Origin of the sequence: Idiomarina baltica OS145, from assembly GCF_000152885.1 — a bacterium.
Taxonomy (GTDB): Bacteria; Pseudomonadota; Gammaproteobacteria; order Enterobacterales; family Alteromonadaceae; genus Idiomarina; species Idiomarina baltica.
In genome coordinates this window covers 200093-222417 of sequence record NZ_CH672403.1, presented here as the reverse complement: position 1 = coordinate 222417, position 22325 = coordinate 200093, and the positions used below count along the sequence as shown (strand labels likewise).

Annotated in this window: 22 protein-coding genes and 1 riboswitch; of the genes, 20 read left to right on the top strand and 2 right to left on the bottom strand. The window is 47.9% G+C overall.

The genetic code is table 11. The features are described 5' to 3' along the window. Nucleotides 1–2 precede the first annotated feature (2 nt). The 11 genes from trmH to hemB are packed head-to-tail and all read left to right on the top strand — an operon-like array spanning nucleotide 3 to nucleotide 10748. Complete coding sequence (gene trmH / locus OS145_RS02460) at nucleotides 3–695, top strand: tRNA (guanosine(18)-2'-O)-methyltransferase TrmH (RefSeq protein ID WP_006954438.1); 693 nt, start codon at nucleotides 3–5, stop codon at nucleotides 693–695. A 3-nt stretch (nucleotides 696–698) separates the two neighbouring features. Beyond that, complete coding sequence (gene recG, locus OS145_RS02455) at nucleotides 699–2774, top strand: ATP-dependent DNA helicase RecG (protein WP_006954437.1); 2076 nt, start codon at nucleotides 699–701, stop codon at nucleotides 2772–2774. A gap of 52 nt (nucleotides 2775–2826) precedes the next feature. Then, nucleotides 2827–3582 (top strand): bifunctional demethylmenaquinone methyltransferase/2-methoxy-6-polyprenyl-1,4-benzoquinol methylase UbiE, encoded by a 756-nt coding sequence (gene ubiE, locus OS145_RS02450; protein WP_006954436.1) that lies wholly within the window; start codon nucleotides 2827–2829, stop codon nucleotides 3580–3582. Further along, nucleotides 3582–4175: a ubiquinone biosynthesis accessory factor UbiJ gene (locus OS145_RS02445; protein ID WP_006954435.1), complete on the top strand. Its 594-nt coding sequence runs from the start codon at nucleotides 3582–3584 to the stop codon at nucleotides 4173–4175. Before ubiE ends, OS145_RS02445 begins: the two co-directional genes overlap by 1 nt. 9 nt (nucleotides 4176–4184) lie before the next feature. Beyond that, a complete protein-coding gene (ubiB, locus tag OS145_RS02440; RefSeq protein ID WP_006954434.1) occupies nucleotides 4185–5837 on the top strand; it encodes a ubiquinone biosynthesis regulatory protein kinase UbiB in 1653 nt (550 codons plus the stop codon). Nucleotides 5838–5844: 7 nt separating this feature from the next. Further along, complete coding sequence (gene tatA / locus OS145_RS02435; protein WP_006954433.1) at nucleotides 5845–6090, top strand: twin-arginine translocase TatA/TatE family subunit; 246 nt, start codon at nucleotides 5845–5847, stop codon at nucleotides 6088–6090. Between the two features lie 6 nt (nucleotides 6091–6096). After that, on the top strand, nucleotides 6097–6435 hold the full coding sequence (gene tatB, locus OS145_RS02430) for a Sec-independent protein translocase protein TatB (RefSeq protein ID WP_006954432.1): 339 nt from the start codon (nucleotides 6097–6099) through the stop codon (nucleotides 6433–6435). Beyond that, a complete protein-coding gene (gene tatC / locus OS145_RS02425) occupies nucleotides 6428–7150 on the top strand; it encodes a twin-arginine translocase subunit TatC (RefSeq protein ID WP_006954431.1) in 723 nt (240 codons plus the stop codon). The genes tatB and tatC overlap by 8 nt, the downstream gene beginning before the upstream one ends. Nucleotides 7151–7165: 15 nt before the next feature. After that, nucleotides 7166–7960, top strand: coding sequence for a TatD family hydrolase (locus tag OS145_RS02420; RefSeq protein ID WP_006954430.1), 795 nt, complete (start codon nucleotides 7166–7168; stop codon nucleotides 7958–7960). Nucleotides 7961–7962: 2 nt separating this feature from the next. Then, entirely contained in the window at nucleotides 7963–9747 is a 1785-nt protein-coding gene (locus tag OS145_RS02415) for a sensor domain-containing diguanylate cyclase (RefSeq protein ID WP_006954429.1), read from the top strand. Between the two features lie 5 nt (nucleotides 9748–9752). Beyond that, nucleotides 9753–10748, top strand: a complete 996-nt coding sequence (gene hemB / locus OS145_RS02410) for a porphobilinogen synthase (RefSeq protein ID WP_006954428.1) — start codon at nucleotides 9753–9755, stop codon at nucleotides 10746–10748. Here the strand turns inward: hemB and OS145_RS02405 are convergent. Further along, nucleotides 10740–11678 (bottom strand): Ppx/GppA family phosphatase, encoded by a 939-nt coding sequence (locus OS145_RS02405; RefSeq protein WP_006954427.1) that lies wholly within the window; start codon nucleotides 11676–11678, stop codon nucleotides 10740–10742. The genes hemB and OS145_RS02405 overlap by 9 nt on opposite strands. A 1-nt stretch (nucleotide 11679) precedes the next feature. After that, complete coding sequence (gene rhlB, locus OS145_RS02400) at nucleotides 11680–12945, bottom strand: ATP-dependent RNA helicase RhlB (RefSeq protein WP_006954426.1); 1266 nt, start codon at nucleotides 12943–12945, stop codon at nucleotides 11680–11682. Nucleotides 12946–13038: 93 nt separating this feature from the next. Here rhlB and trxA point away from each other — a divergent pair, with 93 nt between their 5' ends. From trxA to OS145_RS02355, 9 genes are all read left to right on the top strand, one after another. After that, a complete protein-coding gene (gene trxA, locus OS145_RS02395; protein WP_006954425.1) occupies nucleotides 13039–13365 on the top strand; it encodes a thioredoxin TrxA in 327 nt (108 codons plus the stop codon). A 264-nt stretch (nucleotides 13366–13629) separates the two neighbouring features. Beyond that, complete coding sequence (rho, locus tag OS145_RS02390) at nucleotides 13630–14898, top strand: transcription termination factor Rho (protein ID WP_006954424.1); 1269 nt, start codon at nucleotides 13630–13632, stop codon at nucleotides 14896–14898. A 3-nt stretch (nucleotides 14899–14901) separates the two neighbouring features. Continuing rightward, nucleotides 14902–16374: a 4-hydroxy-3-polyprenylbenzoate decarboxylase gene (ubiD, locus tag OS145_RS02385; protein WP_006954423.1), complete on the top strand. Its 1473-nt coding sequence runs from the start codon at nucleotides 14902–14904 to the stop codon at nucleotides 16372–16374. Then, the gene (gene fre, locus OS145_RS02380) at nucleotides 16375–17076 is read left to right on the top strand and encodes an NAD(P)H-flavin reductase (RefSeq protein ID WP_006954422.1); all 702 of its coding nucleotides are present in this window, start codon (nucleotides 16375–16377) and stop codon (nucleotides 17074–17076) included. It begins immediately after the preceding gene. A gap of 35 nt (nucleotides 17077–17111) precedes the next feature. Then, nucleotides 17112–17210: riboswitch (TPP riboswitch) on the top strand. A gap of 84 nt (nucleotides 17211–17294) precedes the next feature. Continuing rightward, a complete protein-coding gene (locus tag OS145_RS02375) occupies nucleotides 17295–19409 on the top strand; it encodes a TonB-dependent receptor (RefSeq protein WP_006954421.1) in 2115 nt (704 codons plus the stop codon). Nucleotides 19410–19418: 9 nt separating this feature from the next. Further along, on the top strand, nucleotides 19419–19679 hold the full coding sequence (locus tag OS145_RS02370; RefSeq protein ID WP_006954420.1) for a hypothetical protein: 261 nt from the start codon (nucleotides 19419–19421) through the stop codon (nucleotides 19677–19679). A gap of 4 nt (nucleotides 19680–19683) precedes the next feature. Further along, a complete protein-coding gene (gene pnuC, locus OS145_RS02365) occupies nucleotides 19684–20277 on the top strand; it encodes a nicotinamide riboside transporter PnuC (protein ID WP_242603639.1) in 594 nt (197 codons plus the stop codon). Beyond that, nucleotides 20274–20990, top strand: coding sequence for a phosphotransferase (locus tag OS145_RS02360; protein WP_006954418.1), 717 nt, complete (start codon nucleotides 20274–20276; stop codon nucleotides 20988–20990). Before pnuC ends, OS145_RS02360 begins: the two co-directional genes overlap by 4 nt. A gap of 9 nt (nucleotides 20991–20999) precedes the next feature. Beyond that, nucleotides 21000–22316, top strand: coding sequence for an MFS transporter (locus OS145_RS02355; RefSeq protein WP_006954417.1), 1317 nt, complete (start codon nucleotides 21000–21002; stop codon nucleotides 22314–22316). Nucleotides 22317–22325: the final 9 nt, after the last annotated feature.

The window sequence follows — 22325 nt, the reverse complement described above, 5'->3', positions numbered from 1 at the left end:
CAATGAGTCCAGAACGTTATCAACGCATTACCGAGATGCTGGCGTTTCGCCAGCCCGACTTAACCGTCGTCATGGAAGGGGTGCATAAGCATCATAATTTATCTGCGGTGGTGCGTACTGCGGATGCTGTCGGCGTCCATGAAATGCATGCCATTTGGCTTAGCAGTAAAATGCGTGTATCCGGCGGCACTGCTTTGGGAAGTCAAAACTGGGTTAACGTGCATCATCATAGCCAGTTAAGCCCTGCGGTAGAGCAAATAAAGCAACAGGGTATGCAAGTGGTAGTGACTCACTTGTCTGATCAAGCGGTGGATTTTCGTGAAATCGATTACACCCAGCCTACTGCAATCTTGTTAGGTCAGGAAAAGCATGGTGCGACCGAAGAGGCGCTGAAAATTGCCGATCATCACGTCAAGATTCCGATGGTGGGTATGGTGCAGTCGCTGAATGTCTCAGTGGCAGGTGCGGTGATGCTTTATGAGGCGCAGCGTCAGCGAGAGCAAGCGGGTATGTATGACGCTATGCGTTTAAGTGATACCGAACAGCATCGGGTATTGTTTGAAGGTGGCCACCCAATTTATGCCAAAGCCTGTAAACGCAAGGGACTACCGTATCCTCCGCTAGATGAACACGGACAAATTGTCGCGGATAACGAGTGGTGGTTAGCCATGCGCGCCGCTAAAAAGCGAGCCTAATCAATGCAGCCTCTCAGCAAAATTCCACTGACCACGCTCAAAGGAGTCGGCGATAAAGTCGCTAAGAAGTTGGAAAAGCTGGGCTTAGTGACGGTAAATGATGCGATCTTTCATCTACCTGCGCGGTATGAGGATCGCACACAGGTTTACCGAATTGCTTATGCGCGTCCTGGGGTGGCGGGTCACTTTCAGGTAACTGTCGATAATGCGGACATTAAATATGGTCGCAAGCGTATGTTGGTGTGCCGAGTGCGTGACGAAACCGGCACTATGACATTGCGCTTTTTCCAATTTAGCGCTGCGCAACTAAAACAGTTCAGCGCTGGCACCTCGTTATTAGTCTTTGGTGAAGTGCGTGCGGGGCTTAGCGGTCTAGAAGTGATTCATCCCGAATATCGTGTACTTTCTTCATCCGACGCGATTGAGTTACCCGATACCTTGACGCCTATCTATCCCACGACCGAGGGCGTCTATCAGGCTTCTCTACGTAAGATTATCGACCAAGCTCTCTCTTATGTGACCGAGCGAGCGTTGCCCGAGTTATTGCCAGAACCTCTTCAGCCCCACGATCTATCTTTGGTCGAGGCACTCAAAACACTGCATAACCCGCCCAAGGATGTTGGTCTTGCGCAACTTGAACAGGGGTCACATCCTGCACAACAGCGGTTAGCAATGGAAGAATTGATTGCACATCAGGTCAGTTTATTGCAGTTACGTGAAAAACGTCAGCAAGAGCGTGCACATGCGCTGAATGCGGATCCGCACTTACAAAGTGAATTCTTAAAGCAACTCCCGTTTAAGCCAACGGCTGCACAGCAGCGCGTATTAAGTGAAATCCATGCGGATCTCGCGCGCGAACAGCCGATGATGCGTTTGGTGCAAGGTGACGTGGGCTCGGGGAAAACGCTCGTGGCGGCCCTGGCCGCATTGGCTGCTATCGAACAAGGTCATCAAGTGGCGATTATGGCGCCCACCGAAATTCTGTCAGAACAGCATGCGCTGACGTTCGAGCAATGGTTCGCACCCTTGGGTATTGAAGTTGCTTGGCTCAGTGGGCGCAGCAAGGGCAAGGCGCGTCAGCGCACGTTGGAGCAGCTTGCGAGCGGTAGAGTTCAGCTAATTGTAGGCACCCATGCATTATTTCAAGCCGACGTGCACTATCACTCACTCGCGTTAGTTATTATTGATGAACAGCACCGTTTTGGTGTGCACCAGCGGTTACAATTGCGAGAAAAAGGTGTACAAGCGGGCTTTCAACCGCACCAATTAATTATGACAGCCACACCGATTCCGCGAACGTTAGCGATGACCGCCTATGCGGACTTAGCGACGTCAGTAATTGACGAGCTACCGCCGGGGCGTACACCGATCACAACCGTTGTCATCCCGGATACACGACGTGACCAAGTGATCGAGCGTGTGCGCGAAGTGTGTACTCACGAAGGTCGACAAGCTTATTGGGTCTGTACTTTGATTGAAGAATCTGAGGTGTTGGAATGTCAGGCGGCTGAAGACACCGCAACGGAGTTACAAGAACAACTGGATGGGTTGACGGTCGGGCTCGTGCATGGGCGTATGAAAGCCGACCAAAAGGAAGCGGTAATGTCGCGTTTTAAAAGCGGCGAAATTGACTTGCTGGTGGCGACCACTGTGATCGAGGTGGGTGTCGATGTACCTAATTCATCTTTAATGATTATCGAGAACCCAGAACGGTTAGGCTTAGCGCAGCTTCATCAGTTGCGAGGACGTGTGGGTCGAGGCTCGGTAGCGAGTCATTGTGTTTTGCTCTACAAAACGCCCTTATCAAGAACCGCGACCGAGCGTTTGTCCGTATTAAGGGATAGTAATGATGGTTTTGTGATCGCGCAACGAGATATGGAGATCAGAGGGTACGGTGAACTTCTCGGACAACGACAAACCGGTCTAACACAGATGAAAGTGGCGGATATTGAACGTGATGAGGTATTAATACCCGAGGCTCAGACGGTTGCCGAGGAGCTTATTCGCAAGTACCCCAACACTGTCAATGCGTTGATTGCGCGGTGGTTACCACGGCGAGATCATTACGCTCAGGTGTAGTATTACAGCAGTGACGCCCGTACAATAGGGTAAAAAGTCGTTAGGAAAAATTATGTCAGATAAACACGAAGATGGAATCGACTTTGGCTACCAGCGCGTGCCAAAGGATGCGAAAAAGGGCCTCGTTGCCAATGTATTCAACTCAGTGGCAGCCAAATATGATGTTATGAATGACCTCATGTCGATGGGGATCCACCGTGTTTGGAAGCGCTATACCATTGACTGCAGTGGTGTACGTAAAGGCATGAAAGTGCTCGATATTGCCGGTGGCACGGGCGACTTAACGGCACAGTTTTCACGCCGCGTTGGCGAGACAGGCGAAGTTGTTTTAGCTGATATCAATGATGCCATGCTTAAAGTGGGTCGCGATAAATTGCGCGACAAGGGCATCGTGGGAAATGTTAATTGTGTACAAGCCGATGCGGAAAACCTGCCCTTTGCTGATAATAGTTTTGATATTGTGACTATTGCTTTTGGTTTGCGAAATGTGACCGATAAGCCAGCTGCTTTACGATCAATGTTACGGGTATTGAAGCCAGGCGGTCGTTTACTGATCTTAGAGTTTTCCAAGCCAACAACAGCGACGCTGAATCAGCTTTACGACTTTTACTCATTTAATATTCTGCCCAAAATGGGGCAACTGGTTGCCAATGATGCAGACAGTTACCAGTATTTAGCTGAGTCGATTCGTATGCATCCTGATCAAGAGACACTGAAACAGATGATGTCGGAAGCGGGTTACGAGAACGCCGACTATCAAAACTTGACGGGCGGTATTGTCGCACTTCATCGAGGATACAAATTTTAATGATTTGGCAATTGATTCCGTGGATGGTGCTTGAGCGCACTATCAATGCACTGTTGCAGCAGGACCCGAATTCAACCGAGCGATTAAATCAGTTGGCGGGTAAGCATTTTCGATTTAGCTTCAAAGAGCTACACTTTGATATCAATATCGCTGTGCACACCGACGGACTCAACTTAAGCTCTGTTGATGATGGCGGTGAACTGGATTGCCATGTAAAAACGGAACTTGGCGTGTTACCAGAGTTAAGCGATACGGCTAATCTTACGCGCCTTATTAAAGCCGATAAACTGGATATTGATGGCGACCCCATGCTAGCGCAGCAATTGGTGAATTTGGTTAAAGCGCTGGATATTGATTGGGAAGCCAAACTAGCCGAAAAACTCGGTGACGGTATGGCGCACCGTATCAGTACCTTGTTTAAACAGAGTCGCGAGCGCTTTCAGCAACAAAGTGAAATGCGTCAACGTTGGCTAAAAGGTGTACTCACAGAAGAAAAGCAAGTGCTTCCTAACCGTTTGGAATTCGAGTTATTTAAAGACGATGTGCAGGCTTTGCGTGCGCAAATTGAGCGACTTCAGCGAAAATTAAAGTAGAGACCCAGCATGCGCAGTAAACGTATATATCGCATTGCAAAAACCTTTTTAAATTATGGTTTGGATGACTTGATTCCGGCACGTTGGCTACCGTGGTATCTGCGTTTTGGGCGCCATATGATGTTTTGGTGGCCTAATAAGCATAAAGAAAAGCCCGCTGGAGAGCGTTTGCGTTTAGCGCTGGAGTCGCTGGGTCCTGTCTGGGTCAAGTTCGGCCAAATGTTGTCGACGCGGCGTGACTTACTGCCCCCAGACATCGCATTGGAACTGGCCTATTTGCAAGATCGCGTGGCGCCATTCGATGGTCATGCAGCACAACGCATCATTGAAAAGTCGTTAGATATTGAGCATATCGGTGAGTTGTTTCAAGACTTCGCTGTTAAGCCATTAGCCTCTGCATCGATCGCTCAAGTACATACAGCCAAGCTAAAACAAAAAGATGGCGAGCTTAAAGACATCGTCATTAAGGTGATTCGTCCAGACATACGTGAGACGATTAATGCTGACTTAGAGCTGATGGAATCGCTTGCTGCCGTATTAGCGCGGCATTTGCCCGATGGACGTCGATTAAAACCGAAAGAAGTGGTACGAGAATATCGTAAGACGTTATTGGATGAATTAGATTTGTTGCGTGAAGCCGCCAACGCTATTCAGTTAAAGCGCAACTTTGAGGACTCTGAGTTACTTTATATCCCCACGGTTTACAGCGATTTAAGTCGTAAAAACGTGATGGTAATGGAGCGTATCGACGGGATCCCTGTCAGCGAAGTCGATATGTTGAAGGCACGTGGCGTGGATATGAAAAAGTTAGCGGAGCGTGGAGTCGAAGTGTTCTTCACACAAGTGTTTCGCGATAGCTTCTTTCACGCGGATATGCATCCAGGCAATATTTTTGTCGCCAAGGATGACCCGACGTACCCTCGGTACATCGGTATTGATTTTGGTATCGTCGGCACCCTCAATCGTGAAGATAAACGTTACTTAGCTGAAAACTTCCTCGCCTTTTTTAATCGCGATTACCGTAAAGTGGCTGAGCTTCATGTGGATTCGGGGTGGGTGCCACGAGAAACAAATATCGAAGAATTTGAATCAGCGATCCGAACGGTGTGCGAACCCATATTCGAAAAACCTCTCGCGGAGATTTCATTCGGGCATGTGCTAGTCAATCTTTTTAATACCGCCCGTCGGTTTCAGATGGAAGTACAACCGCAGTTGGTACTTTTACAAAAGACCTTACTGTATATCGAGGGGTTAGGTCGCCAGTTGTATCCTGAATTGGATTTATGGAAGACCGCTAAACCGTTTTTAGAGCGTTGGATGAATGAGCAACTAGGATGGCGAGCGGTGGTGCGTTCAGTGAAGGAAAACGCACCTTATTGGGCCGAAAAGCTGCCAGAGCTCCCGAATCTATTGTACGATGGACTGCGTTCGCAACAACGTATTCAAGCGCAGCTAGAGCGGCACCGCATAGAGCAGTTGATGACGCAACAGCAAGCGGCCACTAGTCAGTTTTGGACTATTTTGACGGCAAGCGGAGTTGTCAGCTCGGTATGGTTAATTAGCCAGGGCACTGCTGCGTGGGCGCTGGGTTCTGGTATACTTACCGTAATGGTTGGATTAAAAGCGTGGCGCGCGCGCCCTCAAATTAAGATAAAGGAATAGGTGAATTATGAGTCCAGGTCCTTGGCAATTACTGATTTTATTACTCATTATCGTGCTACTTTTTGGTAGTAAGCGCCTACGAAACCTCGGTTCAGACGTTGGCAGTGCTGTACGCGGCTTTAAAAAGTCAGTGAGTGACGAACCTAAAAAGGATGACGACGCTAACGAAGACGGTGAGCCAACCAAAAACCTGAAGCAAAACCAACAAACGGAAAGCACAACCAGCGAATCCGAGAAAGATAAGAACGCCTAATTTTTTATGTTCGATATTGGATTTTGGGAGTTGCTGGTCATTATCGTGGTCGGTCTATTAGTGCTAGGGCCCGAGCGCTTGCCGTCTGCTTTGCGTGGCGTTCAGCGAGGTATAGCGAAAGTAAAGTCGTTCTCTCAAAACGTACAAAATGAGCTTGATCATGAACTCAGAGTTAAAGAGCTACACGAGCATTTACGTAAGTTCGAGCAAGAAGGCAAAGATTTTCACGAATTAAGTCCTGAGTTACAGCGTTCAATCGTTGAGTTACAAAATGCCGCAGCTGACGTTCAGCGCCCCTACCAAGCGGCAAAAGAATCTGATACTGAGCCTAAAAAGCATGACTGATTCGCCTCTCCTTAGTCACCTTATCGAGCTTCGTAAACGCTTGCTCAGAGCTGTCATCGCGGTCGTTGTTGTATTTGCTGGATTGGCGTATTTCGCGAAGGATCTTTATCGCCTTCTTGCTGACCCGCTTATCCGCTATTTGCCGGAAGGGTCGCAAATGATAGCAACGAATGTAGCAGCACCCTTTTTCACGCCTTTCAAGCTGACCTTTGTGGTTGCCTTTGCTTTAGCTATCCCTGTCATTTTATGGCAAATATGGGCTTTTATTGCGCCGGGTTTATACAAAAAAGAAAAGCGCTTTGTTGTGCCGCTCTTAGCCAGTAGCACCTTGCTGTTCTATCTGGGGGTCGCGTTTGCGTACTTCGTTGTGTTGCCGCTCGCCATGAGCTTCTTTATGGCAGCGGCACCCGATGACATTCAGGTTGCTACAGATATTTCCAACTATCTCGATTTCGTTTTGGCGATTTTTGTCGCTTTCGGTATCGCATTTGAGACTCCTGTCGCTATCTTTTTACTTATTTTGTCGGGCGTCGCGTCACCGGCTAGTTTACGTAAAAAAAGGCCATACGTTATTGTCGCGGCCTTCACTATCGGTATGCTGTTGACTCCTCCTGATGTGATCTCACAAACGTTGATGGCGATTCCAATGTGGCTGTTGTTTGAGTTTGGACTTATTATTGGAAGCTGGTATAAACCTAAAATGAGCGACAATTAAAAATAAGTAGGCGTTATGGAATGGTTCGATGCGGGCGTAAATTTGACACACACTCGGCTTCATCGCCAACTTGAGTCCGTTATCACGCGAGCACGAGCGGCCGGCGTGGGTCATCAACTTGTTATTGCAACCAATATGGCTGAGGCGCATGCAGCGATTGGGCTGTGTGAACGCTTTCCTGATTCATTGTATACGACCGTGGGTGTTCACCCGCATGAAGCTGATAACGCGCCAACAGACCTTCAGTCTCAGCTCTTTGAATTAGCCCAATCTCCGTTTGTCAAAGCCATTGGCGAATGTGGCTTAGACTTTAATCGCAACTTCGCAAGCTCAGCAAACCAAAAACGTGTATTTATTCAACAGATCGAGGTGGCCAATGAATTATCTTTGCCACTTTATCTCCATGAGCGTGATGCGCTGGAAGAACAAATTAGTCTACTCGACCGCTACGCGAAGCCCAGGTTGCTACGACTGACTCATTGCTTTACAGGCGGGCATAAGGCCTTAGATGCCTATAACGAACGTGGACATTGGTTTGGTCTAACGGGCTGGTTGTGTGATGAACGCAGAAATCATGAATTATTGTCAGTATTGCCTGTGTTGCCAAAACAACGAACGGTTCTTGAAACCGACGCACCTTTTTTACTGCCGCGAAATATTCGTCCGCGACCGCGAGATAATGAGCCCGCTTATCTGCCCTACGTCGGCGAGGCACTGGCTGAAAGCTGGTGTATGAGCGTAACAGAGGTTGCACAATTGACGACCGCTAACGCCTTACGTTTGTTCGCACTTGATAACTATTCGAGTTGAATATGACGCGATGGTCCTCGATCGTTCTATTTTTGGTGGTGATTGCCGCAACTGTTTTGTGGTTTGTGTTTTCATCGCTCACTATGGACCAACGTCGGAGCTCAGAAGCCTTAAATATTGAGTACTTTAGTACGCCGGAATCGTTAAGTATCGAAGCGGTGAAGGCACGCCCAGATGAAAATTGGCATGTGCTCAATGGATCACGCGGCTCATTCGGCTATACCGATGATCACTACTGGTTAACCTTTAACATAAGCGACGTCGATTACGATCGCGTGCTATATATGGCGTATCCATTGCTTGATTCAATTCACATCCACTGGTTTTCCAATGACGGTTTAATTGAATACAACCTAGGTGATAAGCAACCGTTTTTTCAACGACCGATATTAATTTCTGATTTCGCGATTCCAGTACCGGCGAATCAAACCGGCGAGGTTTTCATCGAAGTTGTGACATCAAGTTCAATGCGTGTTCCTGTTTCGCTGATGTCGGAAGCCGACTTTTTTGATGCCAAGCTACAGCGACGGCTTGTAGAAGGTCTCTATTTTGGCGTGCTTTTTTGTATGACCGTGTATAACTTATTTGGGTTCATCGCTTCACGTGAACCCGAATTTGGCATCTATTCTTTATATACGATCTTCTTCGGTGGTTTAATGCTGAGTCTTGATGGGCTTGGTTTCCGGTATTTATGGCCCAACTGGCTGTATCTGCAAGACAAAGGTATACCGATATTTGGGAGTTTGACGCTGTTAACGGCTGCGTTATTTGCCTATCAATTATTACGACTTAAGAACTATCGACAAACGTTAGCACGTGGTCTTTTTATCATGGCGGGTTTGGCCTTGGTTAGTCTGGCTGTTGGTGCTTTCAGTAGCTATAAAGTCGGTATCCATGCGCTACTCGCATTAGCCGTACCCGGCTGCCTTTATTTATTGATTATTGGCGTCTACTTATGGAAAAAAGGTCTAATTTACGCGCGCATGTTCACCATTGCATGGGGCGCATTACTTCTCTCCGTGATGGTTAACTCACTTGGCTACCTTGGCATTATCGACAGTATGTTTATCCAGCGTCACGCTATCATGCTGGGCTCTGGTTTAGAAATTTTGTTGCTCTCGTGGGTTTTGGCGGTGCGTTATAACGAGCAACGGCGAGAACGTTTGATTGCACAACAGCGTTACAATGAGGAGCTTGAAACACGTGTAGAGGAGCGAACATTTGAGTTAGAAATCACGTTACGAGAGCTACAAGAAGCGAATAATGAGTTAGAGCAACGTAACTTAGAAGACCCTTTGACAGGTCTACATAATCGTCGTTATTTTACTCAGCAAATTGAACGAGAGTATCGTCGTAGCCGCCGTAATCAAAGGCCGATGTGCCTATTGATGATCGATATTGATAAATTTAAGGCAGTGAATGATACCTACGGTCATGGCGTCGGCGACGATATCTTGCAGGCTGTGAGTACGGAACTGCGTAAGCAAGCACGTCGCCCTACCGATGCAGTCTGCCGCTATGGTGGTGAAGAATTTGCTTTCATTTTAGCGGAAACAGACCTTCAGAACGGTTTGGTGTTCGCTGAGCGGTTGGTTAAGCACATTAGGCAATGTGTGTTTTCGACACGTGACGGCGAGCACTCAATAACTATCAGTGCGGGAGTTGCAGCGATAGACAATACGCGCGATCATAGTGTGCACGATTTATTTACTGCGGCAGACTCGGCGCTGTACAAAGCCAAGCGCGAGGGCCGTGATCAAGTTGTAACAACGTCCATTGAGGAGTAACCGTCATGTCGACGAATGGCAATTTTCCACGCACGCGTATGCGTCGCAATCGCGTATCTGATTTTAGACGCCGGTTGGTCGCAGAGAGCTCGCTCACGGTAAATGATTTAATTTATCCCGTGTTTGTTTTAGAGGGAGAGCAGCAACGCGAAGCAGTTCCCTCGATGCCCGGTGTGGAACGTAAGTCCATTGACTTGTTGCTCGATGAATGCGCTGAATTGGTAGAGCTTGGGGTTCCGCTGGTGGCGTTATTTCCCGTTACGCCCGCGTCAGTAAAGTCAGAAATGGCTGAAGCTGCATATGACGACGATGGTCTTGCCCAACGTGCAGTGCGTGCAATTAAAGCCAAATTCCCGCAGTTAGGTGTGATGACCGATGTCGCTCTCGATCCGTTTACCACCCACGGGCAAGATGGCATTATCGACGAGTCGGGTTACGTATTGAATGATATAACCACAGAGGTATTGGTTAAACAAGCGTTGTCCCATGCACGAGCAGGTGCAGATATGGTCGCGCCTTCAGACATGATGGATGGACGTATTGGCGCCATCCGCGACGCTCTAGAACGTGAGGGTTTCTCGAACACACAAATCATGGCTTATTCAGCGAAATACGCCAGTGCATTTTATGGGCCTTTCCGAGATGCAGTGGGATCAGCAGGTAACCTTAAAGGCGGCGACAAGAAAACCTATCAAATGGACCCGGCTAACCGTCTCGAAGCGTTACATGAGATTGCGCTGGATATCGAAGAAGGTGCCGATATGGTGATGGTCAAACCCGGTATGCCGTACTTAGATATTGTCCGCGAAGTCAAAGATCAATTTAAAGTGCCGACGTTTGCTTATCAAGTGAGTGGCGAATACGCGATGCTTCAGGCAGCAATTGAGAACGGTTGGCTAGCGAACGATGTCGTGCAGGAAAGTTTGCTCGCATTTAAGCGTGCCGGTGCAGACGGTATTCTCACCTATTTTGCGAAACAGGTTGCGCGCGAGTTAGCGTAGCGCTAATTGCTCATTGGGCTGAGAGATTTCAGCGAGTAGCCCTTCACGTAAAGCGCCATTGGTGATCTCAATGGCGTTTATCCCCAATTGTTCGACGAGGGTAGCCAAAATCACCAGGCCACCTAAGAAAATGGGTTTACGATCCTCGCGTAGACCCAATAATGTTAGGTTTTTTACTGCGCCTGATTGAATACATCTTGAAACCAAAGAGGTTAGATAGTCGCTGTCGATAGTATCTTGCTGATTCGCCTGAGCGATTTCGTGCACTGCTCTGAAGGTGCCTGATGCACCAATGACGCGTTTCCAGCCAAGACGCTTAAATGCGTGTTGATAGTGACTGAGTTGATTACGCACTTGTGCTTGCGCGGACTCGATACGACTCCGAGTGATAATACCTTCAGGAAAATAATTATTTTGAAATACGACACAACCCATATCAAAGCTGTGCAATAGTTTGGGGGTTTTATCGTGGCCCGCAATGATTTCCGTACTCGCACCACCAATATCGATGACCAACGTATCACCGCGACTGCGCGCTGTTGAGGTCACACCTGCGTATATCAGTTCTGCCTCGCGTAACCCACTAATTATCTCGATAGGAAATTTCAACGCAGTTTCGAGCGCGAGCAGGACATCCGATTGGTTATTCGCTTGGCGCATCGCGGCTGTTGCAACGGCTTTAATGGTACCTGCGCCGAACTGAACGATCTCATCATGAAACAGACTCAAGCACGCCTTAGCTCGATCTATACCTTGTTGGCTGATGTTTCGAGAGGCATCAAAGCCATCGGCTAAACGCACTTTTTGCTTTACGCGTTTGATGATACGAGGAAAATCAACACCGCCGCGCGTTACCATTTCAGCCAAGAGTAAGTGAAAACTGTTGGAACCTAAATCAATGGCAGCAATGCGGCGGTTATTTGAGGTCATGTTAGTTCTTAGGACCTCGGTGCTTGTTATTACGGTTACGATTACGGTTATTAGGATGTGGCCCACGGCGGCGACGATTTTGGTTTCGAGGACGTTTTAAATCCGTCAGAATCGCGGTCTCGTCGTATTTCGTAACCGGAATCGTATGACCGATATAGTCTTCAATCGCAGGCAAGTTATAGACATACTCTTCGCATGCAAGACTAACAGCTGCGCCACTCGCTCCCGCACGACCTGTTCGACCAATACGGTGTACATAGTCTTCGCAGTCGTCTGGTAAGTCGAAATTATAAACGTGGGTTACCTCTGGGATATGAAGTCCACGCGCTGCCACATCTGTGGCTACTAAAATATCGAGATGACCTTCGGCAAAATCATCTAAAATTTTCAGGCGCTTCTTCTGCGGTACGTCGCCGGTTAACAAGCCCACTCGATGTCCGTTAATTTCGAGCCATTGGTGAACCTTGTCACATCCATGCTTGGTGTTTGCAAACACAATAGCGCGATCAGGCCAGTCTTCCTCAATCAACGTCAGCAACAGCGGCATCTTGTCGTACTTAGACGGATAAAATAGCTCCTCCGAAATACGTACGCCGGTTTTCTGTTGAGGCTCCACCTCGACTTTGGTAGGCGCATTCATATGCTCATACGCCAGTTCCTGTACGCGATAAGATAAAGTCGCTGAGAACAACAAATTGAGTCGCTCACTAGGGTCAGGCATTGCTTTAAGCAAATAACGAATGTCGTTGATAAAGCCTAAGTCGAACATCCTATCGGCTTCATCAAGTACGACTACCTCGATGTTATCGAGAGGGAATAAGCTTTGCTTATAGAAGTCAATAATCCGACCCGTTGTGCCAATGATGATGTCGGGCTTATCTGCTAATTGCTGCTGCTGCGCCTCATAACCCTCACCACCATAAATAACGGCCGTTTTCAGCTCGCATGTTTGTGTAAGAATTTTCGCATCATTGGCAATTTGTATCGCAAGTTCACGCGTCGGTGCCATAATGATAGCGCGGGGACCCGCCTCAGACGATTTTTGCGATTGCATTAATCGGTTGAAAGTTGCTAACAAAAATGCCAAGGTTTTGCCGGTACCTGTTTGGGCTTGGCCTGCTACATCCTGATTAGAGAGCGCCACTGGTAGGCTAAGTGCTTGAATAGGCGTGCAATTTTCAAATCCTGCAGACGTGAGAGCCTGTTGGATTTTGTCATGCAAACCCAGCGTTTCGAATCGAGTTTCAGTTAAATGTGTTTTATTCATAGGTTATAAGCATATCAGTTTGCGCTTGTAATCAAAAACAGAAATAATATCATCATACACACATTAGTCGCGAAAAGAGTAGCGGAGATTAACATGAGTGAAGTAATTGTTCAGCTTAGCGATGACAGCTTTGAAGCAGATGTCATCAATTCTGATAAACCTGTTTTAGTAGACTTTTGGGCAGAATGGTGCGGTCCTTGTAAAATGATTGCGCCTATTTTGGACGACATCTCTAAAGACTACGAAGGTCGTTTGACCATCGGCAAGCTGAACGTAGACCATAACGATCAGACTCCACCAAAATATGGTATTCGTGGTATTCCCACGTTGCTGTTGTTCAAAAACGGTGAAGTGGTTGCAACCAAAGTAGGTGCGTTGTCTCGAGCTCAATTAACTGAGTTTCTTGATCAACACATCTAATTGATCGTAAAAAACGGCGTCCATGACGCCGTTTTTTAATTTTTATGGCCTAAAAACTGGACGAATCCGAAGTTTGGTGTTAGGTTTTGCTCATTAACTGAGCATCGAGGCAATGTGCGCTAGTCATTGCACGCAAAATAAGTCTTTCTTGACTCGATTTCCAACCGCTCGGAATCCAAATTTCAAATTTTAATGTAACCCTAACTTATAACCTAAGCGAGTCCTTACCGACTTTGTGATGAATCGATAATTCGAAACCCTCCTATGAATCTGACTGAACTTAAAAATAAACCTGTAAATGAATTAGTAGAACTAGCCGATAGCATGGGCCTTGAAAACATGGCTCGTCTGCGTAAACAAGACATTATCTTCGCGATTTTAAAGGCGCACGCCAAAAGTGGTGAGGATATATACGGCGGTGGTGTCCTAGAAATATTGCAAGATGGCTTTGGCTTTTTACGCTCAGCCGATTCTTCATATCTCGCAGGACCCGATGACATTTATGTCTCGCCGAGTCAGATCCGACGCTTTAACTTGCGTACCGGTGATACGATTGGCGGTAAGATTCGCCCTCCGAAAGACAGCGAACGCTACTTTGCTCTACTAAAAATTCGTGAAGTAAACTTTGATAAACCAGAGAACTCACGTAATAAGATCCTATTCGAAAACCTAACGCCTCTGCATGCGAATGAGCGCTTCCACCTTGAACGTGGTAACGGCAGTACTGAAGACATCACTGCACGTGTGCTCGATTTATCGGCTCCTATCGGTAAAGGTCAGCGTGGTCTTATCGTTGCGCCGCCTAAGGCGGGTAAAACCATGTTGCTGCAAAACATTGCAACGTCGTTAGCAGCCAATCACCCTGAAGCTGAACTCATCGTATTGTTGATTGATGAACGTCCAGAAGAAGTGACCGAAATGCATCGCTTGGTTAAAGGCGAAGTGGTTGCGTCGACGTTTGATGAACCGGCAAACCGTCACGTCCAGGTTGCGGAGATGGTGATTGAGAAGGCTAAGCGTCTAGTTGAACACAAAAAAGATGTGGTTATCTTGCTCGACTCAATCACGCGTTTAGCGCGTGCTTATAACACCGTGATTCCTAGTTCAGGTAAAGTACTGACCGGTGGTGTTGATGCCAATGCGTTACATAAGCCGAAGCGCTTCTTTGGCGCTGCGCGTAATGTCGAGGAAGGTGGTAGCTTAACCATTATTGCGACGGCACTGATTGATACTGGCTCGAAGATGGATGAAGTCATCTACGAAGAGTTTAAAGGCACCGGTAACATGGAGTTGCACTTGAACCGCAAGCTAGCGGAACGTCGTGTATTCCCAGCGATTGACTTTAATCGCTCGGGTACTCGCCGCGAGGAGCTCCTAACTTCGCAAGATGAACTGCAGAAGATGTGGATCCTACGTAAGATCATGAACCCGATGGGTGAAGTTGAGGCGATGGAGTTCTTAATCGACCGTTTGCAAATGACCAAAACCAATGACGAGTTCTTTGAGTCAATGAAACGTCAACGCAATAGTTAACCTATGAAATATCAAGATCTGCGTGATTTTATTCAGCAGCTTGAGGCGAAAGGTGAACTCAAGCGTATTCAACACGAGATCGATCCATACTTAGAAATGACAGAAATTGCCGACCGCACGCTAAAAGCGGGCGGGCCGGCCTTGTTATTTGAGAATGTGAAAGGTCACTCGATTCCTGTGCTCGCCAATTTGTTTGGTACTCCCGACCGTGTCGCTATGGGTATGGGACAAACATCGGTCACTGCACTGCGTGATGTCGGTAAGCTACTGGCTTTTTTGAAAGAGCCTGAACCTCCTAAAGGTTTCAAAGACGCGCTTAATCTATTACCCACGTACAAAAAAGTGCTAAGCATGGCACCTAAGTCGATTAAAAAGGCGCCGTGCCAAGAAGTGGTTGTAGAGGGTGATGACGTTGACTTGACCCAGTTGCCTATTCAATATTGTTGGCCAGGTGATGCCGCACCTTTAATTACGTGGGGTTTAACGATTACCCGAGGTCCGCACAAAGAGCGTCAGAACTTGGGTATTTACCGCCAACAGGTACTTGGCAAAAATAAGCTCATCATGCGTTGGTTGTCGCACCGTGGCGGTGCCTTAGACTTTCAAGAGTGGTGTCAGCAAAATCCGGGTGAACGGTTTCCTGTGTCGGTCGCTTTGGGCGCTGATCCTGCAACAATTTTGGGGGCGGTCACGCCGGTTCCAGACAGTTTATCGGAGTATGCTTTTGCTGGCTTGTTACGCGATAGTCGTACGCAAGTGACTCAGAGTGTAAGCAACGACTTACAAGTGCCGGCTCACGCTGAGATGATCTTAGAAGGCTATATTGAGCCGGGAGAAATGGCGCCGGAAGGACCTTACGGCGACCATACAGGTTATTACAACGAGGTGGATGAGTTCCCTGTATTTACAGTGACTCATATTACACATCGTAAAGACCCTATCTACCACAGCACCTATACTGGGCGTCCGCCGGATGAACCTGCCGTATTGGGTGTTGCATTGAACGAAGTGTTTATTCCGCTTTTACAAAAGCAATTCCCAGAAATAGTCGACTTTTATTTACCGCCCGAAGGTTGCTCGTATCGATTGGCTGTTGTGACCATGAAGAAGCAATACCCCGGTCATGCAAAGCGTGTGATGATGGGGGTTTGGTCTTTTTTACGACAATTTATGTATACCAAGTTTGTCATCGTGTGTGACGATGATGTCAACGCGCGCGATTGGAAAGACGTGATTTGGGCGATGACAACGCGTATGGATCCAGCGCGAGATACGACGATGGTTGAGCATACGCCAATCGACTATTTAGACTTTGCTTCACCGGTTTCGGGTCTAGGCTCAAAAATGGGTCTCGATGCCACGAATAAGTGGCCTGGCGAGACTAACCGTGAGTGGGGTGAACCCATCGTGATGAGCGAAGCAGTCAAGCAGCGCGTTGATTCGCTGTGGGATGAACTAAATATTTTGGAGAAGTAAATGTCGCAAGTGATGCACTGTAAAGCGCATGTGAGCCGTCAGTTAGCAGAGCACGTCTGGGAAGTCAGTGTGACCTTACCTGAGGCGACGAAATTTGAAGCGGGTCAGTACTTAATGGTGGTGATGGGCGAGCGAGATAAGCGCCCGTTTAGCATTGCGTCGGCACCGACTGCGCATAAAGAATGGTTACTTCATATTGGCGCGCCACCGGATAACAGCTACGCGACAGAAGTATTAGATGTTGTAAAAGATAAAGGCGAACTTACGATTGAAGCCCCGGCGGGGGAGGCTGTATTTAAGTCCGATCGTACTGGCGATACGGTGTTGATTGCCGGAGGTACGGGCTTCTCTTACACATATTCTATTTTGCAAAAATTGCTGACAGATGGCTTAGATAAACCTGTTTATTTCTATTGGGGCGCAAAGTCGGCGGATGACCTCTATTTGCATGAGGAGCTGCAGGCATTAGCAACTCAACATCCATTATTTACTTACCATCCTGTGGTCGAAGAGGCGCCGCAGGGTTGGGCTTATGGCGTTGGTTTAGTCCATCACGAAGTCATGGCTCAGCAACCGAATTTGTCCGAATGCCAGATCTATATGGCTGGACGTTTTGAAATGGTCCGTGTCATTCGTGATGATTTTACGGCACGTGATGTGCCAATGGAAAATATGCACGGTGACGCATTGGCATTCATCTAGGTTTGCCAATTTTAAACAAGGCGTTATACTAGCGCCCGAGTACCAAGGGGTGCCTTTTTAGGCTGAGATGCGAAAGCGAACCCTTTTTACCTGATCCGGTTAATACTGGCGTAGGGATGGTAAAGTCTCGCATACAATGAGTGAATAACCTCCTTCAGTATCAGTCTCTGACTGATCCAACCGGGTCGTTTCTTTGCAGTCAATAAGGGAAATGATCCATGCATAACAACAGATTTAAACTATCTGCGCTTCTGGTTAGTGTACTGAGCAGCACTTCTGTTTGGGCACAAGATACCAACGAAACCACTATTGATGAATCCATTGAGGTGGTCGGTGACTTTCAAAAGCAGACCATCACACAGACCACTCGCAGCATTGCCATTGTTGATGAAAACTCAATGCAGCAACGCGCATCACGTCACTTGCAGGACGTGTTGAACTCGGTTGCTAACGTCAATTTTTCGGGTGGCTCCAGTACGGCACGTTTCATCCAGATCCGCGGTATCGGCGAACGTTCGCAATTCGTTGATGCAATTAATCCATCGGTCGGCTTAGTCATTGATGGCATCGACTATTCTGGGTTGGGTTCTGCAGCGACATTATTCGATGTCGGACAAGTGGAAGTCTACCGTGGTCCACAAAGTGGGCGCTTTGGCGTTAACGGGCTGGCGGGTATGGTGTTGCTCGAGTCTAATCAGCCCACCGAGGTTACGAGTGGAGAGTGGCTAATCGGTGTGGGTAACTACTCTGAAAGCACATTGGCCGGTGCTGTGGGTGGTTCCTTGGGCGCGTTGGGCAATGCACGCTTATCCCTCATGCAATTCGACCAAGATGGCTACACCGAAAATACCTTTCTAAACCGCGATGATACTGAGCAACGTGATGAATTTACTGCGCGCTTAAGCATCGATACCCAGCTCGGGCAAGATTGGCTTTTAAAAACGCGTATCCATAAAATGGATATTGATAATGGCTACGATGCCTTTAGTTTAGAGAACGACCGCACCACCTTATCTGATGAACCTGGGTTTGATCGTTTGGATTCAACGGCAGGGCGATTACAGCTGGATTACAGCGGCTTTGAAAAATTCACGATTGAAACCGCGGTTAACGTGCTCAGCGCTGACAAAGACTACGCATTTGATGAAGACTGGACTTATGTCGGCATCGCTCCAGGTTGGGAGTACTCTTCTTTTGACGCGTATTATCGTGAGCGAGACGATGTAACTGCTGAAGTTCGTTTTACATCGGATGCACCCATTAACCTGTGGGGCTTGCCAACAGACTGGACGGTCGGTGTTTACTATTACAGCAAAGACGTGAACCTGACCCGTGATTACTATAATTGGGACATTGGTTCACCAAGTATTTTCGGCAGTAGTTACGAAACTCAAAACCAAGCGATCTATGGCGAGCTTGTCCAACAAGTCAACGATAACTGGAGCTGGATTGGTGGTTTGCGTATCGAACGTTACGACAATGACTATGTTGATAGTAACGGAGTGGTTGCAGAGCCTAGCGATACCATGGTTGGTGGAAATCTGAGTTTACGGTATCAATATGCACCGCAAAGTTATGCTTATGCCACGCTCGCACGCGGTTATAAAGCGGGTGGTGTTAATGGTGAGGCGTTAGGGCGCGCGAAAGACCAACAACTTGACGAACTTGAAGCCTATTTACTCGATCGTGCGACTTTTGCCCCTGAAATATTGTGGAATGCGGAAGTGGGTATGAAGGCCACACGCAGCGATTGGAGTTATCGGGTGGCGGCGTTTTACAACTGGCGTGATGATGTGCAGCTCAAGAGCTGGGTAAATCGCAATCAGTCGTTCGTAGGTTACATTGAGAACGCCGCACAAGGCAGTAACTATGGGTTAGAAGCCGAGCTAAGATACCGTTTGAGTGATTCCATCAGTGCGTTTGCATCACTGGGCTGGTTGGATACGGAAATCGATGGCTTCGTCACCGAAGATGGAAGGGATATGAGTGGACGCGATCAAGCTCACGCACCTAACTACCAAGCCAACATTGGCTTAGAGGGACAACTGACGAATGCGTTGAGCTGGAGCGTTCAAACCGATCTAAAAGATGGCTTTTACTTCTCTAACTCACACAATCAACAAGCGGATAGTATGGCCTTGCTGCACGCGCAACTTAATTACGATTGGAACCAGTGGCGTTTTACCCTTTGGGGACGTAACTTAACCGATGAAGACTACGAAATTCGAGGTTTCTATTTTGGTAACGACCCGCGCGATGAATACGTGACGGAAACCTACGTCCAATATGGTGAGCCGCGTCGATTTGGCCTTACCGCACGTTACACATTTTAAGGAGGTTGTATGCCATTTTCTGCAGAACTCTCGCTCTATCCGCTTGCAAATAATTACTTAGAGGTGATTCAAGCGTTTATCGATAGGCTGAATGAGTATCCTGATTTAACGGTGCTCACTAACACGATGAGTACACAAGTATTTGGTGACCTTGAGGTGGTCATGGGCGCCCTAACAAAGGAGCTCAACTGGTTATACGATCGGGTGCCATCGCAAGTTCTTGTTTGTAAGTTTATCAATAAAGACCTGACCCCTGACCATGTTAAGTGAGTTAATGGATCAACTTATGCTGAGCTCCTTTTGGGAGCTCGGCGCTTTGCTACTGGCGCTTGCTTACTTAGTGCTTGCCGCGCATCAAAGGCAAGGGTGCTGGCTCGCTGCGGCGGTAAGCTGTTGTGTTTATGCGAGTATCTTTTGGGGTGCAAAGCTGTATATGGAATCGCTACTGCAAGTGATATACGTCATTATGGCAGGTTATGGCTGGTGGCAATGGCGACAGCAGGGGACTGCAATTGAGGAAAATCAACGCGGTCATCACTATTCCTTTAAGTGGCATTTCAAGCAATGGGTTTGGGTATCCGTGGTTGCGGTGGTTACCGCCTTGCTTTTACAAAACTATACCGATGCAGATGCGGTTTGGCTCGATACCTTTACGACCGCATTTAGTCTACTAGCGACCTACTTGGTTACCAAAAAGGCGATGGAAACCTGGTGGTATTGGCTTGTAATCGATTCGGTCTATGTTTATCTCTATTTAAGTAAAGGATTCGTCGCTACAGCCATGTTATTTGTGCTCTACCTGGTACTTGTGGTGTATGCCATGTACCGCTGGCGAGTGGATGATGGACCTGCGGTTCAGACGACATGAGACTGCCGGCCCCTCAACATGTTGAACGCATATCGACTGGACAAGTGAACGATGTTTGGCGCATTACCTGCGCTCAGGAAAGCTACTTGTTTAAGTGGCTCAATGCGGCAGAGGGTCTATTACTTAATCGCGAGGATGAGCTGAAGTTGCAAAGTGCTCTGGCGGTGCAAGGTTTGGCCCCTCAAATTATTGATAGCGATTACAGTCGTTGGGTGCTGCAAGCGTTCGTTGAAGGACCTACCCTAGCGCAAAGTCAGTTACCGCGAACCGAAAAGCTAACTATCATGGTTGGTCTCATGGCTACGCTGCATCAAACGCGCGTTGATTACCTGGGTCCTTCTTTCTGGCAACGCCTTGAGGGCTATTTTGCGTGCGCTTCTGAGCAACAGTTAGCACGCATACATGCGCTGCAAGAACAGTTAACGATTGATGCAGCGCAATCTTGTCTTTGCCATTTCGATCTTTCTTTCGATAATATCGTACTAACAGAACGACCTGTGGCGTTGGACTGGGAGTACGCCAGTTTTGGTAACCCCGCCGTTGATTTTGCCAGTGCTATGTTAATTAATCGCTGCTCAGTGGCTGAACAGCATGACTGCTTTTGTGAGTACCGTCGCCGGTCGCCGGTACCTTTAAAGTGGGATGATGTGCTAGCTGCGCTGCAATTGATGCAATGGGTCAATGACATTTGGTATCAATTAGCTGACGATTAGGGAAATGTGATGGCTGATAAGCAATTGATGAATCGTGTCTACGGCTACCTTGCTGAAGACGAAGATGCACGCGTATGTAAAGATATCCCCGAAAATGCATGCAATGAACAACCGCGTTCATTCGTATTGATGCTTATTTCTCTAATGCTGACCAAGCTCGGGGATTCACTGGTGAGCGCACGTTTAGTATTGGCGTGGATGCTTAGCGCATTGGGCGCGCCACCGGTATTCATTAGCGCCTTAGTGCCCATTCGAGAATCTTTGGCTTTATTGCCGCAACTTTTTGTCGCCCAGAAGTTACGCGAGCAACCTGTACGAAAGTGGTTTTGGGTCGCCGGTAGCGTTGGGCAAGCCGTGTCATTGGCGCTAATGCTTGTGGCTGTCGCGACTTTGGACGGTACCGCGTTGGGTTGGACCGTCATTTTATTCCTCATCACTTTTTCACTGTCGCGTGGGGTTTGTTCCGTAGCCAATAAAGATGTGACGGGCAAAACCGTCTCGAAAACGCGGCGTGGGCGACTGTCGGGTGTCGCCGCTTCGGCTGCGGGATTACTGACCTTAGTGACAGCGTTAGTCATTGTGATGTTTCCCGATGTTGAGGGGCAACGCAGTCTCTTTCTTGTATTGCTCGGTGGTGGCGTGCTGCTTTGGACCTGTGCGGCAATCACCTACGCGGGTATACCCGAAGTTGCTGGCGCAACAGAGGGCGGCGGTAACGCTATCAGCGAAGCGTTAAAGTCACTGTCATTATTGTGGCGTAATGCACTTTTTGGTCACTTTGTTCTTACCCGAGCTTTATTAGTTGCGGCGGCTTTTGCGATTCCCTATATCGTTGTTCTTATTCAGCGCGAAGGCGATGCAGGCTATACCAGCCTAGGGAGTTTACTATTGGCTAGTGGCTTAGCCGGCTTATTGGCCGGACGATTTTGGGGACGTTGGTCAGATTCGGCTAGCCATCATGTGATGGCGGCGGCGTCGGTAATGTCGACGCTTGTGATGTTAGTAGCCTTGGCGATTTATTATTGGCTCCCACAAGCGCTAAGTTCAATTTGGGCGGCGGGCGGTTTAATGTTCCTATCTGCAGTGGCGCATCATGGCGCGCGTGTCGGCCGTAAAACTTATCTGGTGGACATGGCGAATCAAGATAATCGAGCGCAATTGACTGCAGTATCTAATACGGTGATGGGCGTTATTCTACTGGCTGGTATCTTGCTTGGTTGGCTCGATGCTTCTTACGGTGTGGCGGCGGTATTATGGCTACTTGTCGGCATTGGGGTGCTTGCCACACTGTCATCGCTTTCACTTAAAAATGTGTCTGGCAGTTAGCCAGACACA

Excerpts from the sequence above, each read along its gene's own strand:
- trmH (WP_006954438.1), top strand. The coding sequence starts at position 3 with ATGAGTCCAGAACGTTATCAACGCATTACCGAGATGCTGGCGTTTCGC.
- recG (WP_006954437.1), top strand. The coding sequence starts at position 699 with ATGCAGCCTCTCAGCAAAATTCCACTGACCACGCTCAAAGGAGTCGGC.
- ubiE (WP_006954436.1), top strand. The coding sequence starts at position 2,827 with ATGTCAGATAAACACGAAGATGGAATCGACTTTGGCTACCAGCGCGTG.
- OS145_RS02445 (WP_006954435.1), top strand. The coding sequence starts at position 3,582 with ATGATTTGGCAATTGATTCCGTGGATGGTGCTTGAGCGCACTATCAAT.
- ubiB (WP_006954434.1), top strand. The coding sequence starts at position 4,185 with ATGCGCAGTAAACGTATATATCGCATTGCAAAAACCTTTTTAAATTAT.
- tatA (WP_006954433.1), top strand. The coding sequence starts at position 5,845 with ATGAGTCCAGGTCCTTGGCAATTACTGATTTTATTACTCATTATCGTG.
- tatB (WP_006954432.1), top strand. The coding sequence starts at position 6,097 with ATGTTCGATATTGGATTTTGGGAGTTGCTGGTCATTATCGTGGTCGGT.
- tatC (WP_006954431.1), top strand. The coding sequence starts at position 6,428 with ATGACTGATTCGCCTCTCCTTAGTCACCTTATCGAGCTTCGTAAACGC.
- OS145_RS02420 (WP_006954430.1), top strand. The coding sequence starts at position 7,166 with ATGGAATGGTTCGATGCGGGCGTAAATTTGACACACACTCGGCTTCAT.
- OS145_RS02415 (WP_006954429.1), top strand. The coding sequence starts at position 7,963 with ATGACGCGATGGTCCTCGATCGTTCTATTTTTGGTGGTGATTGCCGCA.
- hemB (WP_006954428.1), top strand. The coding sequence starts at position 9,753 with ATGTCGACGAATGGCAATTTTCCACGCACGCGTATGCGTCGCAATCGC.
- OS145_RS02405 (WP_006954427.1), bottom strand. The coding sequence starts at position 11,678 with ATGACCTCAAATAACCGCCGCATTGCTGCCATTGATTTAGGTTCCAAC.
- rhlB (WP_006954426.1), bottom strand. The coding sequence starts at position 12,945 with ATGAATAAAACACATTTAACTGAAACTCGATTCGAAACGCTGGGTTTG.
- trxA (WP_006954425.1), top strand. The coding sequence starts at position 13,039 with ATGAGTGAAGTAATTGTTCAGCTTAGCGATGACAGCTTTGAAGCAGAT.
- rho (WP_006954424.1), top strand. The coding sequence starts at position 13,630 with ATGAATCTGACTGAACTTAAAAATAAACCTGTAAATGAATTAGTAGAA.
- ubiD (WP_006954423.1), top strand. The coding sequence starts at position 14,902 with ATGAAATATCAAGATCTGCGTGATTTTATTCAGCAGCTTGAGGCGAAA.
- fre (WP_006954422.1), top strand. The coding sequence starts at position 16,375 with ATGTCGCAAGTGATGCACTGTAAAGCGCATGTGAGCCGTCAGTTAGCA.
- OS145_RS02375 (WP_006954421.1), top strand. The coding sequence starts at position 17,295 with ATGCATAACAACAGATTTAAACTATCTGCGCTTCTGGTTAGTGTACTG.
- OS145_RS02370 (WP_006954420.1), top strand. The coding sequence starts at position 19,419 with ATGCCATTTTCTGCAGAACTCTCGCTCTATCCGCTTGCAAATAATTAC.
- pnuC (WP_242603639.1), top strand. The coding sequence starts at position 19,684 with ATGGATCAACTTATGCTGAGCTCCTTTTGGGAGCTCGGCGCTTTGCTA.
- OS145_RS02360 (WP_006954418.1), top strand. The coding sequence starts at position 20,274 with ATGAGACTGCCGGCCCCTCAACATGTTGAACGCATATCGACTGGACAA.
- OS145_RS02355 (WP_006954417.1), top strand. The coding sequence starts at position 21,000 with ATGGCTGATAAGCAATTGATGAATCGTGTCTACGGCTACCTTGCTGAA.